At 38.6% G+C, this 16,687-nt stretch carries 13 protein-coding genes and 6 tRNA genes; 1 reads left to right on the forward strand and 18 read right to left on the reverse strand.

Annotated features, from left to right (window positions below; all coding sequences use genetic code 11):
• Window positions 1–481: 481 nt before the first annotated feature.
• From glmM to ACIQZG_RS06460, 18 genes are all read right to left on the reverse strand, one after another.
• A complete protein-coding gene (gene glmM / locus ACIQZG_RS06375; protein WP_402754333.1) occupies window positions 482–1,834 on the reverse strand; it encodes a phosphoglucosamine mutase in 1,353 nt (450 codons plus the stop codon).
• Window positions 1,835–1,979: 145 nt separating this feature from the next.
• A complete protein-coding gene (locus ACIQZG_RS06380; RefSeq protein ID WP_402754334.1) occupies window positions 1,980–2,987 on the reverse strand; it encodes a CdaR family protein in 1,008 nt (335 codons plus the stop codon).
• On the reverse strand, window positions 2,980–3,816 hold the full coding sequence (gene cdaA / locus ACIQZG_RS06385; protein ID WP_402754335.1) for a diadenylate cyclase CdaA: 837 nt from the start codon (window positions 3,814–3,816) through the stop codon (window positions 2,980–2,982). Before cdaA ends, ACIQZG_RS06380 begins: the two co-directional genes overlap by 8 nt.
• Before the next feature lie 150 nt (window positions 3,817–3,966).
• The gene (locus ACIQZG_RS06390; RefSeq protein WP_402754336.1) at window positions 3,967–4,593 is read right to left on the reverse strand and encodes a zf-HC2 domain-containing protein; all 627 of its coding nucleotides are present in this window, start codon (window positions 4,591–4,593) and stop codon (window positions 3,967–3,969) included.
• A 13-nt stretch (window positions 4,594–4,606) separates the two neighbouring features.
• Complete coding sequence (gene sigW, locus ACIQZG_RS06395) at window positions 4,607–5,170, reverse strand: RNA polymerase sigma factor SigW (RefSeq protein ID WP_402754337.1); 564 nt, start codon at window positions 5,168–5,170, stop codon at window positions 4,607–4,609.
• Window positions 5,171–5,304: 134 nt separating this feature from the next.
• On the reverse strand, window positions 5,305–6,210 hold the full coding sequence (gene rocF / locus ACIQZG_RS06400) for an arginase (protein WP_402754352.1): 906 nt from the start codon (window positions 6,208–6,210) through the stop codon (window positions 5,305–5,307).
• Between the two features lie 227 nt (window positions 6,211–6,437).
• A tRNA-Lys gene (locus ACIQZG_RS06405) sits at window positions 6,438–6,510 on the reverse strand.
• 11 nt (window positions 6,511–6,521) lie between these two features.
• Window positions 6,522–6,596, reverse strand: a tRNA-Gln gene (locus ACIQZG_RS06410).
• A gap of 17 nt (window positions 6,597–6,613) precedes the next feature.
• Window positions 6,614–6,697: transfer RNA gene (locus ACIQZG_RS06415), tRNA-Tyr, on the reverse strand.
• A 15-nt stretch (window positions 6,698–6,712) separates the two neighbouring features.
• Window positions 6,713–6,788, reverse strand: a tRNA-Val gene (locus ACIQZG_RS06420).
• Between the two features lie 75 nt (window positions 6,789–6,863).
• A tRNA-Glu gene (locus tag ACIQZG_RS06425) sits at window positions 6,864–6,938 on the reverse strand.
• A 262-nt stretch (window positions 6,939–7,200) separates the two neighbouring features.
• Window positions 7,201–7,992 carry an ABC transporter ATP-binding protein gene (locus ACIQZG_RS06430; protein ID WP_402754338.1) on the reverse strand — a complete coding sequence of 264 codons (792 nt, stop codon included), beginning with the start codon at window positions 7,990–7,992 and terminating at the stop codon, window positions 7,201–7,203.
• An 81-nt stretch (window positions 7,993–8,073) separates the two neighbouring features.
• The gene (locus tag ACIQZG_RS06435) at window positions 8,074–9,321 is read right to left on the reverse strand and encodes an ABC transporter substrate-binding protein (RefSeq protein WP_402754339.1); all 1,248 of its coding nucleotides are present in this window, start codon (window positions 9,319–9,321) and stop codon (window positions 8,074–8,076) included.
• A 57-nt stretch (window positions 9,322–9,378) separates the two neighbouring features.
• Window positions 9,379–10,440 (reverse strand): branched-chain amino acid ABC transporter permease, encoded by a 1,062-nt coding sequence (locus ACIQZG_RS06440; protein WP_402754340.1) that lies wholly within the window; start codon window positions 10,438–10,440, stop codon window positions 9,379–9,381.
• 4 nt (window positions 10,441–10,444) lie between these two features.
• Window positions 10,445–11,329, reverse strand: coding sequence for a branched-chain amino acid ABC transporter permease (locus ACIQZG_RS06445; protein ID WP_402754341.1), 885 nt, complete (start codon window positions 11,327–11,329; stop codon window positions 10,445–10,447).
• A 3-nt stretch (window positions 11,330–11,332) separates the two neighbouring features.
• Window positions 11,333–13,225, reverse strand: a complete 1,893-nt coding sequence (locus tag ACIQZG_RS06450; RefSeq protein WP_402754342.1) for an AMP-binding protein — start codon at window positions 13,223–13,225, stop codon at window positions 11,333–11,335.
• A gap of 17 nt (window positions 13,226–13,242) precedes the next feature.
• Complete coding sequence (locus tag ACIQZG_RS06455) at window positions 13,243–14,016, reverse strand: ABC transporter ATP-binding protein (RefSeq protein ID WP_402754343.1); 774 nt, start codon at window positions 14,014–14,016, stop codon at window positions 13,243–13,245.
• 525 nt (window positions 14,017–14,541) lie between these two features.
• Window positions 14,542–14,618, reverse strand: a tRNA-Asn gene (locus ACIQZG_RS06460).
• A gap of 332 nt (window positions 14,619–14,950) precedes the next feature.
• On the opposite strand from ACIQZG_RS06460, the gene mbcS reads away from it, so the two are divergent.
• On the forward strand, window positions 14,951–16,540 hold the full coding sequence (gene mbcS / locus ACIQZG_RS06465; RefSeq protein ID WP_402754344.1) for an acyl-CoA synthetase MbcS: 1,590 nt from the start codon (window positions 14,951–14,953) through the stop codon (window positions 16,538–16,540).
• Window positions 16,541–16,687 lie beyond the last annotated feature (147 nt).

Below are 16,687 nucleotides of genomic sequence, written 5' to 3' on the forward strand. Positions count from 1 at the left end.
GTCATTTGATAGCTAAAACATCGTATTATCTTTTGCATTTAAACTACCTTTTTTATCCTCTGTCTATTCAATCACTTGAATGTTTTCGAGATAAAAAATGACGATCGGGTAATACGACCGGGAGGCATCCGCCGAATTTTCGATAAACCTCCACCTCGTCTGCTGAGAATGCATATTCGTCCAATTTCCTCAGCTCAGGCGCTATAATTGTTTTCCTTATGACGCTTATATCCTATCCTCCTTAGCGCATATACACTATTGTATGTTACGCAACACTAGTTCCGTTCCAATAGCATTTCCATCATACTTAAAAGTAGTTCATTAGTCAAATAGATCCTCTAATGTTAGCGCTCTCATTAATTTCCCATAAGAATTACCGCACTTTTTAAGCTAAAGCCAATTATTTCCCAAGCAATATTGAGCCTCTATATTACAAAAAAACGGCTTCCTTCATAAAAATGGAGGAAGCCGCTTTCTGGTATTATTCTGTTAAGCCCATCTCAGTACGCACAACGTTCGCAATACGTTCTACGTAGTTTTCACAATCTGCTTCAGTTGAAGCCTCAACCATTACACGTACTAACGGCTCAGTACCAGAAGGACGTACTAAAATACGACCATTGCCAGCCATTTCAGCTTCAACTTCTGCAATAACAGCTGCAACTTTTGCATTTTCTGTTACTGCATGCTTGTCTGTCACACGTACGTTTACTAAACGTTGTGGGAAGATCGTCATTTCTGACGCAAGCTCAGACAATTTTCTGCCTGTTGCTTTCATAATATTCACAAGTTGAATACCTGTTAGTAATCCATCACCAGTTGTGTTGTAATCTAGGAATACGATATGACCTGATTGTTCACCACCAAGGTTGTAATCATTTGCACGCATTTCTTCTACCACATAACGGTCACCTACAGCTGTTTGCACGCTATGCATGTTATTCTCCTCAACAGCTTTGTAGAAGCCCATGTTACTCATGACAGTAGACACGACTGTATCTTTTTTCAGTCGACCTTGTGCATTTAGGTATTTACCAATGATGAACATAATTTGATCGCCATCTACAATAGTTCCTGTTTCATCTACTGCGATTAAACGGTCGCCGTCGCCATCAAACGCTAAACCAACATCGGCGCCTTTTTCTGTTACAAATGCAGCTAAACCTTCTGGATGTGTTGAGCCAACACCTTCATTAATATTTATCCCTGTTGGTGAAGCACCCATTGTTGAAATATCTGCTTCTAAATCTGCAAATAAATGAGTCGCTAATGAAGATGTTGCACCATGAGCACAATCTAACGCTACATGAATACCTAAAAACTCTTCATCTACAGTTTGTTTTAAGTATTGAATATATTTTTGTCCACCCTCGAAATAATCACTAACAGAGCCTATGTCTGCACCAATCGGGCGTGGTAATGTATCTGTTTCAGCATCTAAAACTGCTTCGATTTCTGCTTCTTGAGCATCTGTTAACTTGAAGCCATCCGGACCAAAGAATTTAATACCATTGTCGGCAACTGGGTTATGTGAGGCTGAAATCATGACGCCTGCATCCGCACTCATAATACGAGTCAAATAAGCTACTCCTGGTGTTGAAATAACACCAAGTCGCATTACTTCTACACCGATTGATAATAGGCCCGCTACAAGTGCACCTTCAAGCATTTCACCTGAAATACGTGTATCGCGACCAATTAATACCTTTGGACGATCCTTTGCATCCTTCGTTAAAACATATCCACCTATTCGGCCTAGTTTAAATGCAAATTCTGGTGTTAATTCACTATTCGCGACGCCACGGACGCCGTCAGTTCCAAAATATTTACCCATTTTTATTTTTCTCTCCTTCAACGCAGGGACGAGCCGTAATACCCCCCGTCAATTTGAACGGTAATATGCTCATCTGCTTACTTTTGGAAAAAGTCTTATTTTTAATTCGTTTACTAGTAACTTTAAAATTATAGTCAGTTATTGCCTAAGAATCAATATCCTCTATTATTACAGTAGTATCAGTTTCCTCTGAACTCACTGGAGGAACCACTTCTACCTTTGTAACATCTGCTTTTACTTTAATTTTTTGTTCAGTTACTTTCGTCACGCCTTCTGGTAATTTCACTTCGAATTCATATGTTTTAGCTTCAGTAATTTTCGCTAGATCTACTTCAACTATTATTTCGCTAAGTACATCAATAATCGACTTTTTACCAAATACCTCCACCTTTTTCACATCAGTTGTCAGCTCATTAATCGTGACGCCTTCAGGTGCCGTACCAGTCTGAACAATAGCGAGTGGCAACTCCCTACTGTATGCAGCAATGTCCACCTGTACGTTTACAGTCCCAGGCTCAATGATTACATCTAATTTATTCAAATCTCGATCCAGTACCTTTACAGCCGCTTCTTGTGAAAATGACTCTTTTATACCCTTTTCCCCTGTTACAGTTGCTTTTACATAACTAATGCTCTCAATCGTGCTTTTTGCACCCGTCACAAAAACAGTGGTCGGTTTAGCGGTCTTACCTTTTATCACATAACCTTCATCGATTAATCGATGGTTCATCTCTGGATCGACACGGAATTCTTGCGTAATCTTCTCTTCTATTTTCACATCAACTGTTGGAGGGTCTAATGTTACTTCTAATTTTTCTGAAATATTTTCGTACTTTAACTCCACCTTATGTTCACCCATTAATAGATGATTTAAGTCCACAAAAACCGAAAAATCCCTTGCATATTTCGCTGACAGTACAAAGGTCTGTGGGCCTTTAATTGTCACATTTACCGTTTTGGGTAAACCAGTCACAATAAGGCTTTCATCATCATAAAACACCTCTAACGGTACGTCCCGAATCACTTCAACTATCTCATTCGCAGCTGGTTTTTCATTGTTAGCTAGCTCTGTTCGAACAGAGAAGAAAAATAAACAAGCTAAGAAAAGCGAAATGATCCGTAATATCCTTGGATTATCTATCATTTTATCCATTCTTTTTCCCCCTCCAAGTCAGCTTAGAGGATGTATTAGACTCTTCCGCTACCCCGAACCACATCCTACGTAAAAGCGTTCCGAACTCCTCTAGAGAAAGGTTACGGTGCAAGTTACCGTTTATGGCAATACTAATCGCACCAGTTTCTTCTGAGACAATAACGATAATTGCATCTGTCACTTCACTTAAACCGAGTGCTGCTCGGTGACGCGTACCTAGTTCTTTTGAGATGAAAGGACTTTCAGATAGCGGCAAGTAACATGCAGCAGCCGTTACCTTATCTTTTTGCATAATGACTGCCCCATCATGTAGTGGCGTATTTGGGATGAAAATGTTAATGAGTAATTCAGAGGTAATATCTGCATTTAAACCAATACCCGTCTCAATATATTCATTCAAGCCGGTTTCTTTTTCAATGGAAATCAGTGCACCAATACGACGTTTCGCCATATAACTGACAGATTTCTTCACTGACTCAATAAGCCTTGTTTCTTCTTCTTCTTCCTGACTAGTTGAGCGTTGGAATAGCTTTCCTCGCCCGATTTGTTCAAGACCTCGACGAATTTCTGGTTGGAAAATAATTATAATCGCTAAGAAACCAAAGGTAATTACTTGTTCTAGCATCCAACCTAATGTCTGTAACCCTATAAAATCTGTTACGATGCGCGCAATAATAATAACAAATATCCCTTTTAATAATTGAACTGCTTTCGTACCTTTAATGAGGGTTAAAATTTTATAAATAACGTACCACACCAGCAGTACATCTAAAAAGTTAATAACAATATTCACTGGCGTTAAATCCGTGAATTGCTCGATAATTTGCACGTGGCATCCCCCACTTTTCATTGCGAATCCATACACTCTAAGTATAGCATATTCTTATCAAATGTAACTTTTTTCAAGAAAAAAGTCCACCCAAAAGAGTAGACTTTGAAAACCTCTCATACGTGCTATCTTGTAGGACGTACCAAAGTATTATTTAGTTTCCTCTTCATCTGCGAATGTCCACGCATCTTTGACAGAGTTTTTAATTGTATACCAAAGCCATTCAAAGGCTTGGTCGATTTCTTCGATTTGGCCTGTAACAACAGCTGATGATGCCATGTATTGACCATTAATGACCGTTACATTACCATCTACTTCACCTTCAACGACTAAATCACCGTTTTTTACAACTATATCACCCTTTACAATTTCACCTTTTGGCACAATAACCGTTTGACCTTCGACGACTAAATTCGGCTGTTTTGTCACAGAAAAATGCTGATCATTTCTAAAGCTTCCAAGTAAAGTTGCACTCATAAACAAGCAAAATACTGCTGCTGCCACGAACATCGGATGGCGACGAATCCATTTTTGCATACCTACGCGATTTTTCGGTTTCGGTAAGCGAGCCATCACTGCTGATTCAAAATGCGGAGGTGCTGTAATATGGGAAGCACTCTTCACAAAGGCGATTGTTTCACTTAATTCATGCATAAGTTGCTTGCAATCGACGCACGTATGCAAATGTTGCTTTAACTCTTGCTCATGCTCACGACTAATGTCACCGTCTAAATAATCATGCATATATTCTATAATATGCTCTGGACAAATATTCATGACGCTTCCCCTCCTACAGATTGTTTAATTGTTTCCGTAATGCTTCACGACCGCGGTGAATTCTTGTTTTTACTGTTCCAAGAGGCATATCTAAAATCTCACTAATCTCTTGCAACGATAATTCTTCGATATATTTTAATACTATGACTGAGCGATATTTATCAGGTAAACGACCTATTTCATATTGAATACGCTCTTGTAACTCCATTTGTTCAAGCGTCTCTTCTGGTAACTGATCCTCTGCAGCGATTTGTGAATACATATCAAGCCCTTCCGTACCAGAGATCTCCGCATCTAAATAATAATCAGGCTTTTTCTTTCGAATACGGTCGATGCAAAGGTTCGTCGCTATACGATACAGCCACGTCGAGAATTTTCTTTTTTGGTCAAAAGTATGCAAATTCATATATGCACGAACAAACGCCTCTTGCGCTATATCCTCGGCCTCTTGTTTATTGCCTAGCATACGATAGCATACTTGGTACAGTTTGTGCTGATAGAGACTCACAATATCGGCAAATGCGTTTTGATCGCCTTTTAGCACTTGTTTTATTCTTTTGTTTACTAACGCATCCATTGTGTTGACTTCTCCACCTTTACAACTGTCTTATACTATACGACTTAACGTTTAGAAAAGTTTCATTCTAATTTTAATTATAACAAAAGATTTTTATTGTATCATTGATGAAAGCAATTATTTTACAATTTCATTTAAACTAGTGTCTCCCCGAATAGTGACCCCATAAGCTCTACCGCTACGTCCGCCGTTTTATTTTTCTCATCTAAAATTGGATTTACTTCTACAAATTCAGCTGACGTCAACATACCCGACTCTTGAATCATTTCCATAGCCAAATGCCCTTCTCTATAGGTCATTCCACCAGGCACCGGTGTTCCAACACCCGGTGTGTACAGCGGATCCAGCCCATCTAAATCAAGGGACAAGTGTAAGCCATCTACTGCAAGCCCCTTTAAATAAGATATCGCTTCCTCCATTACAAGTGCCATCCCAAGGCGGTCAATTTCATGCATTGTGTATACTTTAATCCCTAGTTCACGAATAAGCTCCCGTTCGCCCGGATCCACAGAGCGCGCTCCAATGATAATGACATTTTCAGGCTTAATCTTCGGGGCATATTTACGAATTTGTACAAGACGTTCATGACCAATACCAATACTAACTGCAAGTGGCATCCCGTGAATATTGCCAGATGGTGTTGTATCTGGCGTATTTAAATCTGCATGTGCATCGAACCATATAACTCCTAGATTTTTAAAATGATCACCAAGTCCAGCAAGCGTGCCAATCGCTATGCTATGATCACCACCAAGTACTAGCGGAAATTTTTTTTCAGTTACAGCCTCATGAACACGGTTTGCTAAAGAAGTACTCACATCTATAACTTCTTCTAAATTTAATAGTCGCATATCAATTGTTGCTTTTTCCCGCTTCTGGCTAGCACGAATATCTCCTTGATCTTGGACCGTATGCCCAATTGCCTCGAGACGTTCCACAACACCCGCATATCTAATTGCACTTGGTCCCATATCCACCCCACGTCGTGCCTGCCCATAATCTGTAGGTACACCAATAATAGAGATAGTTTTTTTATTCACCATTCTATACCCCCTCTGTGTTGTACACTTATTGTAAAGCCTATAACACAATTGGCTCAACTCTCCATGATTATGAATATTTATCCAAAGTAGTATTCAGATAAAGGAACAAATTCCCTTCAGTTTATTACTCTGACATTTATAAGCGAAAAAAAACCCCTTACTGTTTTCAGTAAGAGATTTGTATTTGTAGTTAATGATACACTTTTGAATATTTTATATAAAAGTGAGCCATGAAGGACTCGAACCTTCGACCCTCTGATTAAAAGTCAGATGCTCTACCAACTGAGCTAATGGCTCATAAAAGAAAATGGCTGGGGTACCTGGATTCGAACCAGGGCATGACGGAATCAAAATCCGTTGCCTTACCGCTTGGCTATACCCCAAACATTCTAAATAAAACTGGTGGAGGGGGACGGATTCGAACCGCCGAACCCTAAGGAGCGGATTTACAGTCCGCCGCGTTTAGCCACTTCGCTACCCCTCCGAAATAAACACTATATGGTGGAGGATGACGGGCTCGAACCGCCGACCCTCTGCTTGTAAGGCAGATGCTCTCCCAGCTGAGCTAATCCTCCATAAAAACAGGTGTTATTTCTTAACAGTTTATTTATTCTTTTAGGCCTTTGCATTACTACAATGCTAATAAAAATTGGTGACCCCTACGGGATTCGAACCCGTGTTACCGCCGTGAAAGGGCGGTGTCTTAACCGCTTGACCAAGGGGCCGTTCGTTTAATTATTTGCTGTCTTTAACAGGACAAGACTTATATTATCAGCTTTTTTTCACTAATGCAACCCTTTTTAAAAAGTTTTTTCTGCTAAACTTTTTAATTGGAATATTCCACGCTTTTCTTCCTATATAATGTGAATAATTTTTTCATCTTCTTTTTTGTTAATTAAAAGCGTGTACACAAAAACTAGACTACTTAAACCTGTCTAATCCGGTCATAAGCAGCCTAATTATAACTCAAAAATATTAAGACGTGGGTTACCAGACAATTCTTTGGCGACGTCTAAATATTTTTCCTTCTTTATAATTCTTCTCTCCTTCTTTACCAATCCCTAAATAGTGCTCACTAATGTCTTTATCAGATAGCAATGTTGCAGGATCACCTTGCATGACAACTCGTCCACTTTCCATAATATAACCATAATCAGCAATAGATAATGCAACATTGGCATTTTGTTCTACTACTAATATAGAAGTGCCTTCCTCTTGGTTAATCTTTTTTATATTTTGGAAAATTTCTTTTACAAGTAATGGTGCAATTCCTAGAGAAGGCTCATCTAGTAACAGCAATTTCGGCTTGGCCATAATTCCACGACCTATTGCTAACATTTGCTGTTCACCACCTGAAAGGAACCCTGCTTTTCTTGGTGCTAATGCTCGAAGCTTTGGGAAATAACCATAAATTTTCTCAATATCTCCTTTAATATTCGAACGATCTTTACGTGTATATGCCCCTGCAATTAAGTTTTCCTCAACCGTTAAATCTTTAAACACACGTCGCCCTTCTATACTTAAGAAAATGCCATTCTTCACAAGTACATCGGGCGTAATACCATTTATTTTTTTCCCTTGAAACTCTATTGTACCATCCGTAATTTGCCCACCATCGCCAGAAAGCAATCCCGAAATGGCTTTTAATGTTGTGGACTTGCCAGCTCCATTACTACCTAACAATGCTACAATTTTCCCCTCAGGCACATGAAGGGACATCCCTTTTAATGCCAAAATAATCTTCGAATACACCGCTTCCACATTATTTACCTGAAGCATAGAAGTCCCCCTTTTCCCTTGCAATATAGACAAAGCTCCTACTTTTAAGGAGCTTGTCTACCGTTTATTCGTATCAGTTGTTTACTTATAGCTTCTGTAATCTGTAAGTTGCTCCCACTTACCGTCTTTTACAATACCAAGACGTGTCTGCTCTGTACCAGCATGGTTATCGGAAGTAAATGTTAGAGGTGCAGCTAATCCACCTAAATCAAAGTTATTTAAAGTTTCAAGACCTTCGCGAATTTGTACACCTGTAATGTCGCCTTCTGGGTTTTTCTCAGCTGCAATTTTAACACCTTCTACCATAATTTTTGCAGCAATCCAACCTTGAATGAACTTTTGATTAATGTCCTCAACTTTTTTGCCTTTTGAATCTAAGTATTCTTTTACTTCTACCATACCTGGGAAATCTTCATATGGGAATGCGTGAGATAAAATCCCAATGTATCCTTCTGTAACATCCTTACCAGCAATATCAATTACACCTTCACCAGATGCCCAGTTCAGACCCATAAATTGCGTATCAAGACCTAAAGTTTTTGCATCACGTAAAATTGTTGCAGTCGCAGACCAAGTTTGATTAATAATCGCATAGTCAGGTTTTTTCTTTTTCATATTTAATAATTGAGATTGTGCCTCAGTTGCTTTAACATCAATTACTTGCTCATCTACAATTTCAACACCGATTTCTTTACCGTATTTTTTAATATCTTCAATTGGTGAGCGACCAAATGCACTATCATTGTATAATAACGCTACAGTTGGGTTGTCACCTTTGTGGTTTTCCTTAATCCATTGTAAAATTGTACGGCCTTGATCTGAGTATGAGGCCGCGATTAAGAAGTTATATGGACTTTCTTTAATATCCTTTAAATTTTCAGAGAAAGAAGCAGAGAAGTACGGAAGTTGATCTGTCCCAACTTGCTGACGTAATGCCTCTGTATCACCCGTTCCCCAACCTAGTACTGCTGATACTTTTTCTTTATCACGTAACTCTTGATAGATTTTTTGCGCTTCTGGAATTTGATATGCATAGTCTTTACCTATTAATTTAAGGTTTAAGCCTTCAACGCCACCCTTTGCTTCTAAATGCTCAAAGTACGCTTTTTCTCCTTCTGCATAAGGCGTACCCACATCACCAGTTCCTCCAGTAATATCATATATCCCACCGATAACTACTGTACGATTATCCGGGTTACCTCCACCACCTGCTGATTCTGATTTAGAACCCTCAGAAGAACTTCCTTCTGAATCATCTCCTGAACATGCTGCTAAAACGAATAGCATCATAATCCCCATTAATGCCCATAATAACTTGTTGTTTTTCAAACTAACTCCCCCTTGTCTTTGTTTTAATTATTTTTTATTTTTCCCCAGTCAATTCTATTAATAAGAGAACGGCCATAACTTAAAGTACTTCTTCATATTTAACCAAATATGAGCTAGACCACCTGGTTCAAAAATTAAAAACAGAATAATAACAATACCGAATACAAACTCTTTGAAGGCCGATAAAATTTGATATAAATCCGGCATGTAAACCGTTAAAATATCAACCATCGTGCTTAATCCAACAGGCAATAAGGTAATAAATACTGCCCCTAAAATCGAACCAAACACACTACCTAAGCCTCCAATTAGAACCATAGCCAAGTATTCGATCGATACTTGAAAGTTGTACAACTCTGGACTTACAATCATTGTGTAATGTGCTAATAAAGCACCTGAAATCCCTACAAAAAAAGAACTAATTGCAAAGGCCATAACTTTATATTGGAACAAGTTGATGCCCATAATTTGCGCTGCAATATCACGATCCCGAACAGCTAAGAAAGCTCGTCCTACGCGCGTTCTTAATAAATTTGTTGCATATAGAATCGTGAGAATTAACACAACAATACTCAAATAGAAGTACGACGTATTACTTGTTAAGGCAAATGACCCTATCTCAGGACGACTTAGTGTCATACCTGAAGTTCCCCCAGTTACACTTGTCCATCTACTAATGACGAATAGTATAATAATCTGTGCAGCTAACGTCGCAATAGCTAAATATAAGCCTTTTAAACGTAGTGAAGGAATTCCGAATAGACCACCAACAACCGCAGTAATTAGCCCCGCTAGTGGCAATGAAATCCAAAAACTTACGCCGTACGTAGAAGTCAAAATTGCTGATGCGTAGCCACCTACACCTAAGAAAGCGCCCACCCCAATGGAAATTTGGCCTGTGAAGCCCGTTAGAATGTTTAATCCAATTGCTCCAATGGATGCGATTGCACAAAGTGTTAATAAGCCTACCCAATAATTAGATGCTATCATTGGGACAAGTACTATTGCTGCAACAATAAGTAACGCTTGTACTTTCGCACCGGTAGTGCCAAACAGTTTCATATCATCACTATAAGATGTTTTGTAATTTCCACACTCTCTCACAAATAGATTTCTCAATTCATCACACCCTCTCAATTCCTCGACTTCCGAATAACCCGTGTGGTTTAACCATTAAAATTAGTAGAACAATAATGAAAGGTACAACATCCTTCAAACCGCCACCTACTAGCGGATCAAGATAGCCACCAGCTAGGTTTTGGCATATTCCGATAATAAAGCCACCGATGATTGCACCCAAAACGCTATCTAAACCACCCAAAATTACTACTGGTAACACCGTTAAACCAATCGCTGACATCGTTGGACTTACGCCATTAATATTGCCAAGTAATACCCCACCAATTGCCGCAACTACCGCTGCAATTGTCCATGTTGCTGCATAAACATACTTCACACTAATTCCCATTGATGATGCGGCCGTACGATCATCTGCTACAGCACGCATCGCAATTCCCATTTTCGAGAACTTGAAGAATAGTAAAAATAAAATAAGAAGTGCAATAACAACAACAAATGACCATAAATAAACTGGTGTAATGATTACGCCACCAATTTCAACCGGCGTAGGAGGGAAAATCGGTGGAAACACACGAGTTTGATGTCCCCAAATCATATGAACTGCACCAGCTAATAAACTTGATAATCCAATCGTCGCCATTATTACTGAAATAACAGGAGCATTTTGAATAGGTCGTACGACTAGTCGCTCGACAGCTAATCCAAGTATTGCACTAAAGACGAGTGTAATAAGTAAAGCGACTAAAAATGGTATGTCGTAAGCAGTCATGAGTACTAAACAAATGTATGGCCCAATAATGACAAACTCGCCATTTGCCATATTTAACGCACCACTTGCTCGGTAGATTAAAACGAAGCCCAGTGCTACTAGCCCATAAATACTCCCAACAACGATTCCATTAATCAGCATTTGAGAGAAAAATACCATATTTTAAGCCACCTCCTGTTTAATATCTAACTGAATGACAGTCAAACTAACATCACCCGACGATTCAACTTCTGAACTGCTTAATGATACTTCTTCAGAATCCGAATACATGGCTTCCATTAGCTTATGGTATTTTTCCTCTACAAACTTTCTACGAACTTTCAATGTACGAGTTAGTTCACCCTGATCAGCCGTAAATTGTTTGTGTAAAATGGAGAATTTCATTACCCTCATATGTGGAGGTAATTGTCCCATCAACTTTGTTACTTCTTGTTCAATTAGTTTAGCTACTTTAGGATTTCTAGATAAGTCAGAATATTCAGTATATATAATGCGGTTTTTGTCTGCCCATCGACCTACATTACTTAAATCGATGTTAACAATTGCCGTCATATAAGGACGATCTTTCCCGAAGCAAACAGCCTCTTGAATATATACGCTCGACTTTAAATTATTTTCGACTAATCTCGGATAAACCGGCTCACCCGCTTGATTTGTAATAACATCCTCTTGTCTATCTAAAATATGAAGATGCCCATCTTCATCTAGATAGCCATTGTCCCCCAATGAAATCCAACCATCGACAACTAACTTTTTATCCTCTTCATTCAAGTATTCTGAAAAAATTGCATTGTTTTTCATATAAATCGTGCCATCCGCTTCTACTTTAACTTCTGTATCCGGAATCGGCACACCCGAACTTCCTGGTTTAATAGCATTATCGTGCTGTACAAAGGCAATCCCCGCGACTTCAGTTCCGCCATATGTTTGTTTCAAATTCACACCCAAACTATGATAGAAATAAAAAGCATCTGATTGGAGTGCCGCACCTGCAACGTACGCCCGTTTTATCCTTGCCAACCCTAAATGATCACGTATCGCACTAAATATAAATGCATCACCTAACCAGTACATAAATTTATCCATCGCAGATAATGCCTTGCCCTCAATTGTGGCAAGCGCCTTTTTGTTACCATACTTTTGAAAGACTTTGTAAACTTTACGCTTGAACCAACCTGCCCCTTCTATGCGAATGTTGAAATTCGACATTAACGATTGATAAACTCTTGGTGGAGCTAACAACGTTTGTGGGCCTATTTCTCGTAAATCCCCCATAACCGTATGTGATTTTTCCGGGAAATTCACGACTACGCCAGTCATTAATGGCAAAACAATACTAACGACTTGCTCATGTACCCAAGAAAGCGGTAAAAATGAGAAGTAGTCGTCATTCTTTTTCATTTCATCTACTTTTGCTAGATTTTTAGCAGCCTCAATCAAGTTAAAATGTGTCAGAATAGCCCCCTTTGGTCGCCCCGTCGTCGCAGCGCTATACGCAATAATAGCGGGGTCATTCCCTCTAATCTGGCTCATTTTTTCAGTAAAGAAGCTCGGATTTTCCTTTGCTAAAGCAGTACCTACGCTTAATAGATTATCTAAGTCTTGTAGTTTATCATTCTTATAGTGACGCATTCCCTGCTTATTGTAATAAATAATATGCTCAACTAGTGGTAAATTATCTTCGACCTGAAGTAATTTATCAACCTGCTCCTGATCTTCTACGATAACAATACGTGCCTTACAATCATTTAAATAAAACTCAATCTGATCAGGTAACGATTCTTGATATACGCCAACCGAAACGCCTCCTAAGCTTTGTGCTGCTAATTGTGCATAAAGCCATTGCGGACGATTTTCACCTATAATGGCTAATCTATCACCACTCTTAAAACCAAATTGCTCGGACAGGGCAATTGCTAAATATTCAACATTTTTTTCATAATCAGCCCATGATACTTCATTCCATATGCCAAGGTATTTTTGTCTTAGGGCAACTGTATTTGCTTCACTTTTCGCTCGCTCTGCTAAAAGAGTAGGTAATGTTTTTTCACTCATTACTTTTCTTCCCCCTCCTAAATAACGGTTTCTTCCCCAATATACGCTTTAATGACATCTGGATTTTGTTGAATTTCCTTTGGTGTGCCAAAGCCAATCCGTTTTCCAAAATCCAATACTGCGATATGATCAGATAAGCTCATAACAATGCCTAAATCGTGCTCAATCAATACTACAGTTGTATCCATCACTTCATGCATATCCAATATAAAACTCGACATCATGTCCTTCTCTGCATTATTCATGCCTGCCATGGGTTCGTCTAACAAGATCAATTCAGGTCCTAAAGCTAATGCTCGACCAACCTCAACTCGCTTTTGTAAGCCATAAGGAAGTGTACCTACTGGTGTATGCCTAATATCTTGTAGCTCTAGAAACTCAATTACTTCTTCAACCTTCTTACGATGCGTAATCTCTTCGTTCGAGGCTTTTCCTACATACAATCCACCACTAAACACACCTGAATTCATTAAGGAATGACGACCTAGCTTCAGGTTATCAAGTACCGACATATGTGCGAACAGAGCAATATTTTGGAATGCCCGTGCCATCCCAAGATTTGTACGTTCATAGGGCTTCATATTTATGATTTCTTGCCCTTTATAGCGGATAGAGCCACTTGTTGGTTGATATAGACCACTGATGCAATTTAGCATACTAGTTTTACCAGCACCATTAGGACCAATAAGTGAGAATATTTCACCTTTGTTTATATGATACGTGACATTGTCCAATGCCTTAACGCCACCAAATTGTAAAGATACGCCCTCTATCTCTAAAATAGGCTCCACTTGAATTCCCCCTTGTCTATCTAAGCGTGTATTAACATCATGCTCTGAATATTACTTTAAGCAGAATAATGTTGTCAATCTAAATTATGGAATTTTTCATACATTTTTTTGACTTAAGTCACCATTTTTCTCGTTTATACCTAGTTTATCTAATATAAAAACCACGCACTTCAGTAATGAGTACGTGGTTTAAATAAAATAATTATTTTAATATATCAACAGAATGTATTTTCACATCTTAATTTATGAATTATTCCCTACTAAACAATAAAAGCGCATACTAAAAATATATATTTCGCTATAACCAATTTATGTATAAAACCAGAAAATAATCTTATATAAATAATACAAATAGAGACTGTAATCGTAAGAAGATATTTGGGTAAAGAAGAAAATGAATCTATTATAATTTTATGTGTGCTGGTTTAGGAAGAATTTATTAATCAGTGAGGGTATACTTCTCTTTTGTAGATGAATTCTGTGAGTAGTATTTTGAGAAGTTTAGCTAAAAAAGGCAAAAAAAAATGGCTCCGAAGGCAGGACTCGAACCTGCGACAACCTGATTAACAGTCAGGTGCTACTACCAACTGAGCTACTTCGGAACGCTACTATATTTTCCCTAGCACGCTAGGTACATTAATAATTATAGCAGGTATTTAGATTTTGGCAACAGAATTTCTCTTACAATTCAAATTTCATAATTTATAAATGAAAAATCAACATTTTCGAGCATTTATTATTTTCCACTTTTCCCCATATTGTTTTGAAGGAAGAGAACCTACTTTATAGCTTTTAATCAAAATATTCCTTAAAGAAGTCATATTTCTAGTCTTTTATAGCATTATTTTGTATTGATAATGTTAACCGTGTATATGTAAAATAATTCTAGAGTATATAGTTATATCGTGATTTATTTAAAGGGGGAATTTCTTGCATGGTTGAAACTACTGGGATTCAAAATATTAATTTAATCGCACCAGATCAATACAACATTACACAAGAACTTGAAAAGTATGCTAGTGATTCCTTACGACAAGCCATTCGATGGATTGATGCACAAGGAACTCGTCAAGTCTTATCCTATGAGCAATTAGTTAATCACATGAATCAATACGCTAACGCATTGACTTCTTTAGGTATACAAAAGGGAGATCGCGCCTTAGTAATTATTCCTCGCCTACCAGAGGCATATTGTGTTTATTTAGCTTGCTTGAAGGCAGGCATCGTGCCAATTCCATGCTCGGAAATGCTTCGCGCCAATGACTTAGAGTACCGTATTAATCACGCGAACGCTAAAGCAATAATTGCTTATCAAGCCTTTACTTCAGAAGTCAATCACATAACAAGTAACCATCAAGCACTAAATACTAAACTTGTAATTGGAAACGATGAAGAAGGTTGGATAACGTTAGACACTCTAGCTGAGAAGCAAAGTACGACATTTGAGGCAGTACCAACAAGTCGGAACGATATGGCCTTTCTTTCATATACATCAGGCACCACAGGTAAGCCGAAAGGTGCCGTACATTCACATGGCTGGGGCTATGCACACATACGTACAGCAGCAGCAAGTTGGTTAGCTGTTCGCGAAGGTGATTTAGTATGGGCAACAGCTGCTCCAGGTTGGCAAAAGTGGATATGGAGTCCATTTTTATCGACAATTATGCTTGGCGCAACAGCTTTCGTATATCACGGTAGCTTCGATGCAAACAAGTACCTACAACTTATACAAGACGAAAAAGTTAATGTGCTATGCTGTACACCAACCGAATATCGCATAATGGCTAAACTTGATCAACTAGGTGATTATGACCTTTCTTCTTTACGCAGCGCAGTATCTGCTGGAGAACCTTTAAATCGCCCTGTCATCGAAACCTTTAAAAATCTATTCAATTTAAAGGTACGAGATGGCTACGGTCAGACCGAAAATACATTATTAATTGGTACAATGGAAAATATGGATTTGCGTCCTGGCTCTATGGGAAAACCGACACCTGGCAACAATGTTAAAATCATTGATGCAGAAGGGTACGAGGTAGCGTCGGGTGAAGTCGGTGATATCGCTGTTCATAAAGACTCTCCAGCTTTATTCAAAGAATATTATAATGAACCTGAACGTACACAGGCTGCTTTCAGAGGAGACTGGTATATTACAGGCGATCAAGCTAAATGCGACGAAGACGGCTACTTCTGGTTTGAAGGTCGTGGTGATGATATTATTATTTCCTCTGGCTACACAATCGGTCCTTTTGAAGTAGAAGATGCGCTAAATAAACATGAAGCTGTACAAGAATGCGCCGTAGTTGCAGCACCCGACGAAATCCGAGGGAGTATCGTCAAAGCCTACATCGTATTAAAGGCAGGCTTTGAAACACAAGATCAGGAGCAACTGACAAAAGAATTACAAGAGCATGTAAAAACATTAACTGCTCCATACAAATACCCTCGTCAAATTGCTTATTTACCAGAACTACCGAAAACAACATCTGGCAAAATTCGTCGGATTGATTTACGTAGTCGCTAATTTTTTAATCATTTATTCTTTACAATAAAAGAGATTGTCCAACAAAGCTATTTAATATGGTACCTGTAGTTAGGACACTTGAAAAAGAGTGTGCTAACTGCCGGTATTTTTTATATACTAGACTTTCAAGATTAAAGGACGGACTAG

Origin of the sequence: Lysinibacillus sp. NPDC096418 (genome assembly GCF_044762775.1) — a bacterium.
Classification (GTDB): domain Bacteria; phylum Bacillota; class Bacilli; order Bacillales_A; family Planococcaceae; genus Lysinibacillus.

What these genes read in the sequence shown, in the direction of transcription:
- mbcS (WP_402754344.1), top strand. Translation starts at nt 14,951, where the DNA reads ATGGTTGAAACTACTGGGATTCAAAATATTAATTTAATCGCACCAGAT.
- ACIQZG_RS06380 (WP_402754334.1), bottom strand. Translation starts at nt 2,987, where the DNA reads ATGGATAAAATGATAGATAATCCAAGGATATTACGGATCATTTCGCTT.
- glmM (WP_402754333.1), bottom strand. Translation starts at nt 1,834, where the DNA reads ATGGGTAAATATTTTGGAACTGACGGCGTCCGTGGCGTCGCGAATAGT.
- ACIQZG_RS06450 (WP_402754342.1), bottom strand. Translation starts at nt 13,225, where the DNA reads ATGAGTGAAAAAACATTACCTACTCTTTTAGCAGAGCGAGCGAAAAGT.
- sigW (WP_402754337.1), bottom strand. Translation starts at nt 5,170, where the DNA reads ATGGATGCGTTAGTAAACAAAAGAATAAAACAAGTGCTAAAAGGCGAT.
- ACIQZG_RS06445 (WP_402754341.1), bottom strand. Translation starts at nt 11,329, where the DNA reads ATGGTATTTTTCTCTCAAATGCTGATTAATGGAATCGTTGTTGGGAGT.
- ACIQZG_RS06430 (WP_402754338.1), bottom strand. Translation starts at nt 7,992, where the DNA reads ATGCTTCAGGTAAATAATGTGGAAGCGGTGTATTCGAAGATTATTTTG.
- ACIQZG_RS06390 (WP_402754336.1), bottom strand. Translation starts at nt 4,593, where the DNA reads ATGAATATTTGTCCAGAGCATATTATAGAATATATGCATGATTATTTA.